Annotated in this window: 12 protein-coding genes; 2 read left to right on the top strand and 10 right to left on the bottom strand. The window is 65.9% G+C overall.

What is annotated here, in order from left to right:
• Positions 1-5 precede the first annotated feature (5 nt).
• The 5 genes from NJH59_RS00455 to NJH59_RS00435 all read right to left on the bottom strand — a co-directional run bounded on the left by NJH59_RS00455 (position 6) and on the right by NJH59_RS00435 (position 6832).
• Positions 6-2441: a TonB-dependent siderophore receptor gene (locus tag NJH59_RS00455; RefSeq protein WP_253086215.1), complete on the bottom strand. Its 2436-nt coding sequence runs from the start codon at positions 2439-2441 to the stop codon at positions 6-8.
• A gap of 144 nt (positions 2442-2585) precedes the next feature.
• Positions 2586-3554 (bottom strand): FecR domain-containing protein, encoded by a 969-nt coding sequence (locus tag NJH59_RS00450; RefSeq protein ID WP_054915985.1) that lies wholly within the window; start codon positions 3552-3554, stop codon positions 2586-2588.
• Positions 3551-4069 carry an RNA polymerase sigma factor gene (locus NJH59_RS00445; RefSeq protein WP_043863668.1) on the bottom strand — a complete coding sequence of 173 codons (519 nt, stop codon included), beginning with the start codon at positions 4067-4069 and terminating at the stop codon, positions 3551-3553. The genes NJH59_RS00450 and NJH59_RS00445 overlap by 4 nt, the downstream gene beginning before the upstream one ends.
• 107 nt (positions 4070-4176) lie before the next feature.
• Positions 4177-4887 (bottom strand): PolC-type DNA polymerase III, encoded by a 711-nt coding sequence (locus tag NJH59_RS00440; protein ID WP_043863669.1) that lies wholly within the window; start codon positions 4885-4887, stop codon positions 4177-4179.
• 10 nt (positions 4888-4897) lie between these two features.
• Positions 4898-6832 (bottom strand): DUF294 nucleotidyltransferase-like domain-containing protein, encoded by a 1935-nt coding sequence (locus NJH59_RS00435; protein WP_043863670.1) that lies wholly within the window; start codon positions 6830-6832, stop codon positions 4898-4900.
• Between the two features lie 202 nt (positions 6833-7034).
• Here NJH59_RS00435 and NJH59_RS00430 point away from each other — a divergent pair, with 202 nt between their 5' ends.
• Entirely contained in the window at positions 7035-7487 is a 453-nt protein-coding gene (locus NJH59_RS00430; RefSeq protein WP_054915983.1) for a response regulator, read from the top strand.
• A gap of 54 nt (positions 7488-7541) precedes the next feature.
• On the opposite strand, the gene NJH59_RS00425 is transcribed toward NJH59_RS00430, so the two are convergent.
• On the bottom strand, positions 7542-9719 hold the full coding sequence (locus NJH59_RS00425) for a malate synthase G (RefSeq protein ID WP_043863672.1): 2178 nt from the start codon (positions 9717-9719) through the stop codon (positions 7542-7544).
• A gap of 302 nt (positions 9720-10021) precedes the next feature.
• On the opposite strand from NJH59_RS00425, the gene NJH59_RS00420 reads away from it, so the two are divergent.
• Positions 10022-10546 (top strand): ACT domain-containing protein, encoded by a 525-nt coding sequence (locus tag NJH59_RS00420; RefSeq protein ID WP_058541817.1) that lies wholly within the window; start codon positions 10022-10024, stop codon positions 10544-10546.
• 15 nt (positions 10547-10561) lie between these two features.
• On the opposite strand, the gene rarD is transcribed toward NJH59_RS00420, so the two are convergent.
• From rarD to NJH59_RS00400, 4 genes are all read right to left on the bottom strand, one after another.
• Positions 10562-11449 carry an EamA family transporter RarD gene (rarD, locus tag NJH59_RS00415; protein WP_054915981.1) on the bottom strand — a complete coding sequence of 296 codons (888 nt, stop codon included), beginning with the start codon at positions 11447-11449 and terminating at the stop codon, positions 10562-10564.
• Positions 11450-11512: 63 nt separating this feature from the next.
• Entirely contained in the window at positions 11513-12487 is a 975-nt protein-coding gene (locus NJH59_RS00410) for a serine/threonine protein kinase (protein WP_100634789.1), read from the bottom strand.
• A 166-nt stretch (positions 12488-12653) separates the two neighbouring features.
• On the bottom strand, positions 12654-13409 hold the full coding sequence (locus NJH59_RS00405) for a TOBE domain-containing protein (RefSeq protein ID WP_043863676.1): 756 nt from the start codon (positions 13407-13409) through the stop codon (positions 12654-12656).
• A gap of 59 nt (positions 13410-13468) precedes the next feature.
• The gene (locus NJH59_RS00400; protein WP_253086214.1) at positions 13469-14206 is read right to left on the bottom strand and encodes a ComF family protein; all 738 of its coding nucleotides are present in this window, start codon (positions 14204-14206) and stop codon (positions 13469-13471) included.
• Between the last annotated feature and the right edge of the window lie 21 nt (positions 14207-14227).

Raw genomic sequence — 14227 nt, 5'->3', positions numbered from 1 at the left:
TGGCCCTAGAACGTGTAGTTCACGCTGGCGACCACGTTGCGCTGGTCGCCGTAGTAGCACCAGAACCCGTCGCAGTTGGCCAGGTAGTCCTTGTTGAACAGGTTCTTGGCTTCCACCGCCACGCTCAGCCCCTTCATGCTGCTGTCCAGGCGACCCAGGTCGTAGTGCAAGGCAGCGTCGTACACGGTGTAGGAGCCTACATGCGCCACCTCGGTGTTGGCGGTGTTGCCGTAGGTATCGCCGACATAGCGAACCCCGGCGCCCATGCCGAAGCCGTCCAGCGGGCCAGCGTGCCAGGTGTAGTCGGCCCACAGGGTGGCCTGGTTGCGCGGGATCAGCGCCATGCGGTTGCCGACTTCGCCAGGCACGCCCTTGCGGATCTCGGTATCGGTGTAGGTGTAGGAGCCGACCAGTTTGAGGTTGTCGGTGACGGCGCTGGTGGCTTCCAGCTCGATGCCGCGCACCTGCAATTCACCGACACTGCGAGAGATGCTGCCTTCGGTGACCTTCACGTTGCTCTGGCGCAGGTCGTAGGCGGCAGCGGTCAGCAGGGTGTTGCTGCCCACCGGCTGGAACTTGACGCCCACTTCGTACTGGCGGCCTTCGGTGGGCTTGAACGACTGTGCTGCATCCACGTTGGCGCCGGTGGTCGGCTGGAACGACTCGGTGTAGGACAGGTACGGGGTGAGGCCGTTGTCGAACACGTAGCTCAGGCCCACGTTGCCGGTGAAGGCCTTGTCGCGCTGGGTGCTGGTGGCGTCGCCCTTGTTGTGGAAGGTGGTGCCGGTGTGAATCCAGTCCTCACGCCCGCCCAGGGTCAGGCGCCAGTTGTCCAGGGCGATCTGGTCCTGCACGTAGACGCCGGTCTGGCGGGTTTTCTGGCCGTAGTCCTGCAGCGCGAAATAGCTCACGTTGGACATGTCTGCGCCATACACCGGCCGGATCAGGCTGATCGGCGGCACGTTGATACCGCTGATGTTGCCGTTGGCGTCGTAGTTGTACGAGCCGCCATACAGCCACTGGTAGTTGGTGTTGGAGCGCTGGTGGTCCAGGCCCAGCAGCAGGGTGTGCTCCAGCGCGCCGGTGCTGAAGTTGGCCTGCAGGTTGTTGTCGACGGCGAACTGGCTGATGTCTTCGTTGACGATGCCGGCCTCGCGGTTGACCGTGCCGTCGGGTTCTACGGTATTGAAGGTGGCCACGTTGACCGCGCGAAACGACAGGTCGCTCTTGGTGTAGCGCAGGTTCTGGCGCAGCTGCCATACGTCGTCGAGGCGGTGCTCGAAGGCGTAGCCCAGGGCGTAATAGGTGCGGTCGTAGAAGTCCCAGCCCGGCTCACCGAGGTTCTTGTGGTGGGAAATCTTCGCCCCGGCAGGCGAGGCCAGCCGGGTGCCCTGCAAGGGCAGGAACTGCCCGGTAATGCCGGTATCGTCGCGGGTGAACTGCGAGATGAAGGTCAGGCTGGTGTCGTCGTCGACGTTCCAGGTCAGGCTGGGGGCGAGGTTGTAGCGCTTGTCGGGAATATGGTCGACCGGTGCGTTGCTGTCGCGTACCACGCCGCTGACCCGGTACAGAAACTGGCCGGCGTCGTCGATCTTGCCGGTGCTGTCGAAGTTGATCTGCCGGTGTTCGTTGCTGCCGACCTGGGCTTCGATCTGGTGCGCGCTTTCGGCCTGCGGGCGTCGGCTGAGCATGTCGAGCATGCCGCCGGGCGGGGTCTGGCCATACACCGAAGAGGCCGGGCCGCGCAGTACGGTGATGCGTTCCAGGTTCCAGGGTTCGACCTTGGGGTTGGCGAACGAACCCTTGGGCAGCGGCAGGCCGTCGAGAAACTGGGTGGGGTCGAAGCCGCGCACGCGCAGCCAGTCGGCGCGCGAGTCCGAGCCGTAGCCGCTGCTTTGCACGCCCGCGGTGTAACGCAGCGCGTCGTTGAGGTTGAGCACCTGGCGCTGGTCGAGCTGTTCGCGGGTGATGACCGACATCGAGCGTGGCGCCTCGACGATCGGGGTGTCGGTCTTGGTGCCGGCGGCGGTGCGGGTGGCGACGTAGCCGGTGGTCGGGCCCCAGGCGCTCTCGTAGTCGCCGGCGGCGTTGATGCTGGTTTCCGGCAGGGCCAGGCTGCCTTCGGGGGCGGCGATCAGGCTGTAGGTGCCGGCGCTGCTCTGCTGCAGTTGCAGGCCGGTGCCGCGCAGGGCGGCCTGCAGGGCGCCGAGGCCGTCGTACTGGCCGCTGACCGGCGCCGAGGTGCGTCCGCTGGCCAGGCTCGGGTCCAGGGTCAGGGCGATGCCGGCCTGGCTGGCGATCAGGTTGAGGGTGGTCGACAACGGCCCGGCGGGCAGGCTGTAGCTGCGCGCGGCGCTCGATTCGGCGGCGATGGCGGCGGTGCTGGTCAGGGCCAGGGTCAGCAGGCAATGACGCAACAGCTTTTCAAGGGGACGGGACATGCAGCGGTTCCTCGGCGCAATAGTGCTAACTAGCTTCCATGCCGAGTGAAAAGGGAAAAGTGTCAGGGGGTGGGTAAAAAATAATGTTGAGGCCTTCGCCGGCAACGCCCGCTCCTGCAGGAGGGCGTTGCAGGCGAAGGCGTTTTACGGGGTCTCGCCCTTGGCCACGATCGTCACCCACCATGGCGTGCGCTTTTGCACCTGCACCGGCAAGGTCGGCAGCAGCGACTGCAGCGCAAGGTCGGTGTCGTGCAGCGGGAAGCTGCCGGTAATGCGCAACCCGGCCACCTCCGGCGACACCCCCAGGTAGCCGCTGCGATAACGCCCCAGCTCCTGCACCAGCGCATCCAGGCGCACGTTGTCGACCACCAGCATGCCGTGGGTCCAGGCGTCGGCGCCCAGGGCCAGCGGATCGATGCTGCCCAGCTGGTCGTGGCTCATCATCACCTGCTGGCCTTCGCGCACGATCTGCTCGTCGCCGCTGTCCTGCGGCTTGGCCGCCACCGCCGACTGCAACACGCTCAGGCGCGTGCCCTGGTCTTCCAGGCGCACCAGGAAGCGTGTGCCCAGTGCACGCAGGCGCCCGTCGGCCGTGGCGACGATGAACGGACGGTCATCCTTGTGCCCGGTCTCGATGGAAATCTCGCCCTCGCGCAGCACGATCAGGCGCTGCTGGCCATCGAAGCGAACATCCACCGCCGAATGGGTGTTGAGGCTGAGCAGGGTGCCGTCCTCCAGGCGCAGGCTGCGCTGCTCGCCGGTGGCCGTGCGCTGGTCGGCCAGCCAGTAGTCCAGGCTCTGGTGGGTACTCAGCCAGCCGAGCAGGCCGCCCACCAGCACGATGCTGGCCAGCCCGCTGCCCAGCTTGCGCACGCGCTGGCGCAGGCCGGCCCGGGTTTCGCCCAGGGCCTTGCGCGCCGGGCCGGCCGCTGCGGCGAAGCGCTGGTTGAGCATGCCCAGCTGCATCCAGGCCCGCGCATGTTCTTCGTCTGCCGCGTGCCAGCGCTCGAAATCGGCACGCTCCTCGGCGCTGCCCGCATCCAGGCACAGCTGCCAGGCGATGGCGGCATCAAGCACCTTGGCCGATACCGGCCTGCTACTGAAGCCGTTCATGTCGGCTCGCCGTACAGCGCCACATAGCACTGGCGCATGCCCTGGGCCAGGTACTGGCGCACCCGCGACACTGACACGCCCAGGCGCTCGGCGATCTCGGCATGGCCCATGCCGTCGAGGCGGTTGTACAGGAACGCGGCGCGCGCCTTGCTCGACAGCTTGCCCAGCAGGCGGTCGATGGCCTTGAGGTCTTCGAGGATCAGGTGCTGTTCTTCCGGTGACGGCTGCTCGGCTTCGGGGATCAGCATCAGTTCGGCGAGGTACGCCTGCTCCAGTGCCGCCCGGCGAAAGTGGTCGAACAGCAGGCCGCGCGCCACCGCGGCCAGGAACGCCCGCGGCTCGCGTGGTGCGGGCAGCTGCTCGCGCCCGAGCAGGCGCACGAAGGTGTCCTGGCTCAGGTCTTCGGCGCGCTCGGCACAGGCGACGTTGCGCCGCAGCCAGCCCAGCAGCCAGCCGCGATGGTCACGGTACAGCGCACCAACCAGCTCACCGTGTGGGCTTTGCACTGACGACAAGGTGTTCCCCGGAATAGATGCGTTAACTAACGAGAATTATTCGCGATTGTGTCAGAGCCGCTGGCACTGTGCAATTAACGCTCATCGGATGACGTATCCGGGGCTGGTCAGAAGCCGTGGCTGTGTTGCCGTCGCCGGCGCCAGCCTTGCAGGCGATGCTCCAGCAGCAGCGGGCTGTCGATGTGCTGGCGTCGCGCCTGGCTGAACAGGATCAGTGCCAGTTCGGCAGTGACCTGTGCATCGGCGCTGGCGTGGTGGCGTTCACCGGCCTGCAGGCCGAAGTGCGCGGTCCAGTCGTCGAGCCCGGCGTCGCGCAACACCACGTCGGGGTTGAGCAGCGGGGCCAGCTCGGCCACGTCGATGAACGGGTGCTGCAGGCGGTAGCCCAGGCTGTCCTTCAGGGCGCGGCTGAGCATGCGCTGGTCGAAGCCGGCGTGGAACGCCAGCAGCGGGCTGTCGCCGATGAACGCCATGAGGTCGAGCAGTGCATCGGCCGGCACGCAGCCGGCGGCAATCGCACTGGGCCCCAGGCCATGGATCAGCACGCTGGGGCCCGGCTTGTGGTCATGCCGGTGCAGGGTGCGCTCGAACTGCTGGCTGAAGTCGATGGCGCCGTCCTCGATCACCACCGCGCCAATCGACAGCACCTGGTCGCGGTTCAGGTTCAGACCGGTGGTTTCCAGGTCCAGCACCACCCAGCGCTGGGCGCGCAGGGTGTGGTCCTGCAGCGGGGCGGGGCCGGGCAGTTGGGCCAGACGCTGCTGCTGGGCGGCGTCCAGTGCGGGTTGGCTGGGGCGCAGCCAGGCGAACAGGCTCATGACAGGTAGCTCATAGTTGGTAGCGCAGGGCCAGGCTGCTTTGCAGACGCTGGGCCTGGCGCAGCGATTCGCGCAGGATGCGCCGGTCCAGGTCGTTGAGGCTGTCGGGGTCGACGCGGTTGGAGTAGGGCAGGTTCTGGCGGGTCTGCAACTGGTGCTGCTGCATGCGGGTCTGCTGGATGAAGTGGTAGGCCTCTTCATAGGCGCCGCCATCGAGCGGGTCGATCACTTCCTTGCCTACCAGCTGGCGCAGGCGCTCCAGGGTGTTGTTGGCGTGCACGCCATTGGCCAGCGCCAGCAGGCGCGCGCCGTCGACGAAGGGCGTGAGGCCCTGCACCTTGAGGTCGAGGGTGGCGGCCTTGTCGTTGCCGCTGCGGGTCAGCACGAACTCGCGAAAGCGCCCCACGGGCGGGCGCTGACGCAGGGCGTTGGCGGCCATCATGCGCTGGAACAGGCGGTTGTCGGCGACCTGGTCGAGGATGCCCTGGCGCAGTTGTTCGCACGCCTGTTCGTCGCCCCACACCACGCGCAGGTCGAAATAGATGCTCGAGGCCAGCAGGTTCTCGGGGGTGGCCTCGCGGATGAACGCGGCAAAGCGCCGTGCCCACTCGGCCCTCGACAGACACAGCTCGGGGTTGCCGGCCATGATGTTGCCCTTGCACAGGGTGAAGCCGCACTGCGCCAGGCCCTGGTTGATGTGCTGCGCCAGCGGCAGCAGGCGGGCGCGAATTTCGGCAGCCTGGGCCGCGTCGCGTGCCTCGAACAGGATGCCGTTGTCCTGGTCGGTGTGCAGGGTCTGTTCGCGGCGGCCTTCGCTGCCGAAGCACAGCCAGCTGAACGGCACGCCGGGGTCGCCCTTGTCCTGGATCGCCAGTTCGATCACCCGGCACACGGTGTGGTCGTTGAGCAGGGTGATGATGTGGGTGATCTGGGTGGACGAGGCTCCATGGGCGAGCATGCGCTCGACCAGCTGGCCGATCTCGCCGCGCAGCGACACCAGGTTCTCGACCCGCGCGGCGTGACGGATGGTGCGCGCCAGGTGTACCAGGTCGACCCGCTGCAGCGAGAACAGGTCGCGCTCGGAGACCACCCCGCACAGGCGTTGGTCCTGCACCAGGCACACATGGGCGATATGGCGCTCGGTCATCGCGATGGCGGCGTCGAAGGCGCTGGCCTGGGGGCTGAGGTAGAAAGGCGCGGCGGTCATGTGCGCGGCGATCGGCGCGGCGAAGTCGGCACTGGCATCGGCCACCACCTGGCGCAGGTCGCGCAGGGTGAAGATGCCGACCGGTGCGCGCTGCTCGTCGACGATCACGATGCTGCCCACCTGCTGCTCGTGCATCAGGCGTACGGCCTCGCGTACGGGCGTATCTGGGGCGCAGGTGACCGGATGACGCATGGCCAGCTCACCCAGGCGGGTGTTGAGCGAATACTGGTTGCCGAGGGTTTCAACCGCGCGGCGCTGGACTTGCTGGTTGACCTGGTCGAGCAGGCTGCTGACGCCCCGCAGGGCAAAATCCCGAAACACTTCTGAGAGTGCGAATAGACGGATGAACGCCGCCTTGTTCAGTTGCAGGCAGAAGGTGTCTTCGGCGGCCAGGTGTTCGGTACGGGTGGCGCGCTCGCCCAGCAGGGCGGCCAGCGGGAAGCACTCGCCTCCGGTGATCTCGAAGGTGGTCTCGGTGCCGGTGGCGGCATGGTTGCGCTCGCCCACCACGCGTCCCTGCTTGACGATGTAGAAGTGCTCGACGGGTCCGTCGGCAGGCTTGATGATGCTCTCACCGCTGGCGTAGAAGCGCAGCTGGCATTGTTCCACCAGGTACGCCAGGTGGGCGTTTTCCATCTGGTTGAAGGGAGGAAAGCGTTGCAGGAACTGCATGGTGCCGTGAATATTCTGCAGTACTGCGGTTTTGCCGGCCTGGTCGAAGGCGTCCATCTTGCTCATGAGCTTTACCGCATCTGTGCGTCGGCGCCGAGGGCCGAGCATTTGTTTTTATCGTGCTGCATGGTCGGCCGCGGGGTGCGCAGTGCCCATTGGACGTTTGTCTAAAGTGGGTAAGCGTCAATTATCCGACGAAAGGCGGGTTGCGGCACATGCGTTTGCGGTCTGAACTTGATTCAACGGATATTTTTACGATGGAACAGCCATGCCCGAAGCCGACGACATACTGAGCGAAGCCGAGCGCAAGGCGCTGGCGAGCGTGACTGCGCGCGGGACCGCGCTGCCCAAGGTGCTGATCGTCGAAGACGACAAAGGGTCGCGCGAAGCGCTGGCGAGTTACTTGAAGGCCCATGGCATTCGTTGCCTTGCCGCAGAAAACACCACGGTGGCGTTCGACTACCTCAAGCGCGAACCCAGAATCGGGCTGCTGATTACCGACCTGCGCATGCAGCCGGTGGGGGGCATCGAGTTCATCGAGCAGATTCGTGAGTCGGACCAGGCCGCGTTGCCGATCATCATCGTGTCGGGCGATGCCAAGGTGCAGGACGCGATTGCGGCAATGCACCTGAGCGTGGTCGACTTTCTGCTCAAGCCGCTCGACCAGGAGAAGCTGGAAAAGCTGGTGAAGCTGGTGAGGCATGAGCTGGGCATCGGCTGAACCCCTTCGCTGGCTTGCCAGCGAAGGGGTGCGTAAGGCAGCGCTGTAACGAGCTTACAGCCCGTTGCGCGCCTTGAACTCGCGACGACGGCGATGCAGTACCGGCTCGGTATAACCGTTCGGCTGCTTCGCACCCTCGATCACCAGCTCGACCGCCGCCTGGAAGGCGATGTTGCTGTCGAAGTCCGGTGCCATCGGGCGGTACAGCGGGTCGTTGGCGTTCTGCTTGTCGACCACCGGCGCCATGCGCTTGAGGCCTTCGATCACCTGCGCCTCGCTGATGATGCCGTGACGCAGCCAGTTGGCCAGCAACTGCGCGGAAATCCGCAGGGTGGCGCGGTCTTCCATCAGGCCCACATCGTTGATGTCCGGCACTTTCGAGCAACCCACGCCCTGGTCGATCCAGCGCACTACATAGCCCAGAATGCCCTGGGCATTGTTGTCCAGTTCGTTGCGGATCTCTTCGTCCGACCAGTTGGTGTCGGTGGCCAGCGGAATGGTCAGGATATCGTCGACCGAGGCCGGCGCACGCTTGGCAAGTTCCGCCTGGCGGGCGAACACGTCGACCTTGTGGTAGTGCAGCGCGTGCAGCGCGGCGGCGGTCGGCGACGGCACCCAGGCGGTGTTGGCACCGGCCAGTGGGTGGGCGATCTTCTGCTCGAGCATGTCGGCCATCAGATCAGGCATGGCCCACATGCCCTTGCCGATCTGCGCGCGGCCCTGCAGGCCGGTGGCAAGGCCCACGTCGACGTTGTTGTTCTCGTAGGCACCGATCCACTTCTGGGTTTTCATGGCGCCCTTGCGCACCACGGCGCCCGCTTCCATGGAGGTGTGGATCTCGTCGCCGGTACGGTCGAGGAAGCCGGTGTTGATGAACACCACGCGCTCGCTGGCGGCCTGGATGCAAGCCTTGAGGTTGACCGTGGTACGGCGCTCCTCGTCCATGATGCCGACCTTCAGGGTGTTGCGCTTGAGGCCCAGCACGTCTTCGACGCGGCCGAACAGCTCGTTGGTGAAGGCGGCTTCTTCAGGGCCGTGCATCTTCGGCTTGACGATGTACACCGAGCCGGTACGGCTGTTCTTGCGGGTGGTGTTGCCGTTGAGGTTGTGCACCGCAGCCAGGTTGGTGACCAGCGCATCGAGGATGCCTTCGGGCACTTCGTTGCCATCCTTGTCGAGGATCGCGTCGATGGTCATCAGGTGACCGACGTTGCGCACGAACAGCAGCGAACGGCCATGCAGGCTCAGCGAGCCGCCATTGGGCGCGGTGTACTCGCGGTCCGGGTTCATGGTGCGGGTGAAGGTCTGGCCGGCCTTGCTCACGCTCTCGGCCAGGTCGCCCTTCATCAGGCCCAGCCAGTTGCGGTAGATCACCACCTTGTCGTCGGCATCCACCGCGGCCACGGAGTCTTCGCAGTCCATGATGGTGGTCAGGGCGGCTTCCATCAGTACGTCCTTGACCCCGGCGGCGTCGGTCTGGCCGACCGGGGTGCTGGCATCGATCTGGATCTCGAAGTGCAGGCCGTTGTTTTTCAGCAGCACGGCGACAGGGGCCGTGGCATCGCCCTGGTAGCCGACCAGTTGCGCGTCGTCGCGCAGGCCGCTGTTGCTGCCACCCTTGAGGGTGACCACCAGCTTGCCATCGGCAATGCTGTAGCGGGTGGCATCGACGTGGGAGCCGGCCGCCAGTGGCGCAGACTCGTCGAGGAAGGCGCGGGCGAAGGCGATGACCTTGTCGCCGCGTACCTTGTTGTAGCCCTTGCCCTTCTCGGCACCACCGGCTTCGCTGATGGCGTCGGTGCCGTACAGCGCGTCGTACAGCGAGCCCCAGCGGGCGTTGGAGGCGTTGAGGGCGAAGCGTGCGTTCATCACCGGCACTACCAGCTGCGGGCCGGCCATGCGAGCGATCTCGTCATCGACATTCTGGGTGGAGGCCTGGAAGTCCGCCGCTTCTGGCAGCAGGTAGCCGATCTCCTGGAGGAAGGCCTTGTAAGCCGGAGCATCGTGGGCCTGGCCCTTGCGCGCCTGGTGCCAGGCGTCGATCTGCGCCTGCAGGGTGTCACGCTTGGCCAGCAGGGCTTTGTTCTTTGGAGCGAGGTCGTTGATGATCTTCTCTGCCCCGATCCAGAACTGCTCGGCGTTGACGCCGGTTCCGGGAATGGCTTCGTTGTTCACGAAGTCGAACAGGACTTTGGCGACCTGAAGGCCACCGACTTGAACGTGTTCAGTCATTGCTTGCCTCACTCTGCTCAGCTATTCAGCTCTTGTTTCAACATTTTTGTAGTGCGCGTCGCGGCATACTACATGAAGCGCTGCGCTTGGGAAAATCAGACTAAATACGCCGTTTTGCGACCATTTGGTCGCAAAACGTCGTTCTGGGAGCGGGCATGTTCTCAAAAATCGAGTGAATTGTTCCAGATAAATCTAAAAACAGTACACGATTTGTTGTTCGAGCCCGCTGCGGCAGGTTGCCGCGCCTTGCCTATACTTGATCGGCGCCCCCGGTATTCGGGGGCTGGAGAGAGGACTGGCGCGTGGATCATCTTGTCTTGACCGTGATTGCCCCTGACCGCGCCGGCCAGGTGGAGCGGGTGGCCGAATGCATCGCCGAGCATAACGGCAACTGGCTGGAGAGTCGCATGTCGCGCATGGCAGGGCAATTCGCCGGCATCCTGCGCGTCGCGGTACCGGCCGAATCCTATGACGAACTGGTGGAGGCGTTGCAGGCGCTGGGCAAGCACGGGATTCGCGTGCTGATCGCCGAAAGCGGCATCGAGCCGTCGTGCACCTGGAAGCCGATCGCGATGGAGCTGGTGGGCAACGATCGCCCCGGCATCGTGCGCGACATCACCCGGCTGCTGGCCGAACAGGGGGTGAACCTGGAGCGCTTCAGTACCGACGTGCGGCCCGCGCCGATGAGCAGCGAGCCGCTGTTTCACGCCGATGCGCTGCTGGCCCTGCCGCTGACGCTGTCGCTGGATGACCTGCAAAAGCGCCTGGAGGCCCTGGCCGACGACCTGATGGTGGAGCTCAAGCTGCGCCCCGAAGAGTCGGCGTAGGGGGTGGCGTAGCGCTCAGGTGCGCCGGCGAATGCTCAGCCAGGCATCCACGCTGTACAGTGCCAGGCCGGCCCAGATGAACATGAACGCCACCAGGGTGCTGCTCGACAGATGTTCGTCGAACAGCAGCACCGCCTGCAGCAGCACCAGGGTCGGCGCCAGGTACTGCAGAAAGCCCAGGGTGGTGTAAGGCAGATGCCGCGCGGCGGCGTTGAAACACACCAGCGGTATCAGCGTGACGGGCCCGGCGGCGGCCAGCCACAGCGCGTCGCTGGTGCTGTAGAAGCTGGCCTGGGCGCTGTGGGCCATGGGGTTGAGCAGCAGCCAGCCGATGGCCAGCGGTACCAGCATCCAGGTTTCCACCACCAGCCCCGGCAACGCCGCCACCGGCGCCTGCTTGCGGATCAGCCCGTAGAAGCCGAAGCTCAGCGCCAGTACCAGCGACACCCATGGCAGGCTGCCTACCTGCCACACCTGCTGCGCCACCCCCACTGCCGCCAGGCCTACCGCCACCCACTGCAGGCGGCGCAGACGCTCGCCCAGCAGCAACATGCCCAGCAGCACGTTGACCAGCGGGTTGATGTAGTAACCCAGGCTCGCCTCGAGCATGCGCCCGTTGTTCACCGACCACACATAGGTCAGCCAGTTGCCCGCGATCAGCGATCCGCTCAGGGCCAGGATTGCCAGGCGTCGCGGGTTGTCGCGCAGTTCGCGCCACCAGCCCGGGTGCTTCCAGAACAGCAGCAGGATCGAGCCGAACAGGGCCGACCAGAGCACCCGATGCACGATGATTTCCACGGCGGGCACGTTCTGCAGGGCTTTGAAATAGATGGGGAACAGGCCCCAGATGATGTAGGCGGTCAGGCCCAGTATGTACCCGCGGCGCGGGTTGGCGGCTTGCATGCTGATTCCTTGCTTAGGCAGCTATCTAAAACCCGGCTATTGTAGACAGACTGGCAGCAGGTTCTAGAACAATTTCAGCGGCTCTTCGGCCAGTGCGGCGGTCTGCTCACGCAGGGCCAGGACCTGGTCGCCCCAGTAGCGTTCGCTGCCAAACCACGGGAAGCTGCGCGGGAACGCCGGGTCGTCCCAGCGGCGCGCCAGCCAGGCGCTGTAGTGCAGCTGGCGCAGGGCGCGCAGCGGTTCGATCAGGGCCAGTTCGCGGGGGTCGAAATCATGGAACTCGTTGTAGCCATCCATCAGTTCGGCCAGCTGGCCCAGGCGCTCGTGACGATCGCCGGCGAGCATCATCCACAGGTCCTGCACGGCGGGGCCCATGCGGCAGTCGTCCAGGTCGACGATGTGGAACACCTCGTCGCGGCACATCATGTTGCCGGGGTGGCAGTCGCCGTGCAGGCGGATGCTCTTGTACGGGGTGCGGGCGTAGGCGTCCTCCACGCGCTTGAGCAGGTCGCGGGCCACCGACTCGTAGGCCGGTAGCAGGCTGCGCGGCACGAAATTGCCTTCGAGCAGGGTGGCGAGGGAGGCGTGACCGAAGTTGGCCACGCCCAGCGCTTCACGGTGTTCGAACGGGCGCGTGGCGCCGACCGCGTGCAGGCGACCGAGCAACTGGCCGAGGCGGTACAGCTGGTCGAGGTTGCCCGGCTCCGGCGCGCGGCCGCCACGGCGCGGGAACAGTGTGAAGCGAAAGCCTGCATGCTCGAACAGGCTCTGGTCGTTGTGCACCAGCGGGGCGACCACGGGGACTTCGCAGTCGGCCAGTTCGGCGGTGAAGGCGTGCTCCTCGAGAATCGCCGCGTTGCTCCAGCGGCCGGGGCGATAGAATTTGGCGATCAGCGGTTCGGCGTCTTCGATGCCCACCTGGTAGACACGGTTCTCGTAGCTGTTGAGTGCCAGAACACGAGCGTCGCTGAGAAAGCCGATGCTTTCGACAGCGTCCAGGACCAGGTCGGGGGTAAGGGTATCGAAGGGGTGTGACATGGGAACTCCTGCAGCGCGACGGGTGGCCGGGCGTATGAGAGCCATGGTACAGCACCCCGGGGACGCTGCATGCCCCATCGCGGGTCAAGCCCGCTCCCACAAGGAAATCGCTGAACCTGTGGGAGCGGGCTTGACCCGCGATGGGCTGTGCTGCAGCCCCAATAATCTAGAGCGGCGTACCCAGCAGCACATACGCCGGCGAGAACCGCACTGCCACTTCACTGCCTACCGCCACCCGGTTGTCCAGCAGCCACTGCGGCTCGGCAAATGCGCACAGCGTCTGGCCGTTGCTCAGGCTCAGGCGCACCTCGGTAGTCCCTTGCGGGTCATCGATCAGTTCCTGTACCACGGCGCTCAACTGGTTGACCTGCGCCGGCCCGGGCATCGCCACCTCCAGCCAGCCGGCCTTGATCAGCGCCACCACCGGCGTGCCCGGTTCCAGCTCCAGGCGCAAGGTGCTGTCATGGGTGATCTGTGCCTCGATGCGCAGCCCCCCGGCCAGGGTCAGCTCCACGGTGTCGATGCGGCCCTGCGCGCGAATGGCGCTGACCCGCCCATGCAACTGATTGCGCGCACTGGTGCGCAGCATCAGGCGCCCGAGCAGGTCGAGATCGTCGGAGTCTTCGGCCGCTTCCAGCACCTGCGCCTGCAACAGTTGCAGCTTCTGGTACAGGCGCAACACCCGCTGCCCCTCCAGCGACAGTTTCGCCCCACCGCCGCCGCGCCCGCCCACGCTGCGTTCCACCAGCGGGCTGGCGGCCAGGTTGTTGAGCTCGTCGATGGCATCCCACGCGGCCTTGTAGCTGATGCCGGCGCTCTTGGCCGCCCGGGTGATCGACCCCTGCTCGGCGATGTGGGCAAGCAGGGCGATGCGTTGCGGGCGACGGACGATATGTTGGGTCAACAGGGCAGGCAGGGACATGGGCGGGCACGCAGTCGGGGCAGGGATGGCCCAGAAAGTGCCCGCCGCCCCGGCGCAAGTCAAGCGCCGCCGGGATTGGGCGTGCGTGCCAGGCAGTATACGTCCACCCGCGTGGCACCCGCCGCCCGCAACAGGCTGGCCAATGCCTGCGCAGTGGCGCCGGTGGTGAGCACATCGTCGACGATCGCCACATGCTGCCCCCTGATCGCCGCCGAATCGGCCAGGGCAAAGGCGTGGCGCAGGTTGCGCTTGCGCGCCTTGGCCGTCAGCCCCTGCTGGGCCGCCGTTTCTTGCGGGCGTTGGAGCAGACGTGGCTCGCAGGCGATCCCCAACTGCCCGGCCAACCACTGGGCAAGCATCGCAGCCTGGTTGAAGCCGCGTTCGCGCAGGCGCCGGCGCGCCAGCGGTACCGGCAACAGCAGGCCGGGCCGCGGCAGGTCTTCGGCAAAGCGGTAGGCAAGCCAGTTGCCCAGCAGTTGCGCCAGCAATCGGCCCAGCGGCCACTGGCGCTGGTGCTTGAAGCGGGTGATCAGTGCATCCACCGGGAAGCCGTAGTGCCAGGGCGCCTCGACCCGGGTGAAGGCGGGTGGGCGGCGGCTGCACTGGCCGCAGGTCAGGCCATGCATCGGCAAGGGCAGCGCGCAGGTTCGACAGCATTCTTCCAGCCAGGGCAGTTCGGCCTCGCAGGCCACGCAAATGGGGTGTGACTGCTGGGCAGGTTCATCGCACAGCAAACACGTTTGGTTGATATTTAGCCAGTTGTAAACCAGTTGTTTAAGGCGTGGTTGACAGTGCATGGCGCTTCCTTAACTATGCGA

Origin of the sequence: Pseudomonas sp. VE 267-6A (assembly GCF_024126555.1) — a bacterium.
GTDB classification, from domain to species: Bacteria; Pseudomonadota; Gammaproteobacteria; order Pseudomonadales; family Pseudomonadaceae; genus Aquipseudomonas; species Aquipseudomonas palmensis.
Note: the sequence above shows the minus strand (reverse complement) of the source record. Positions and strands in the feature narration are given on the sequence as shown.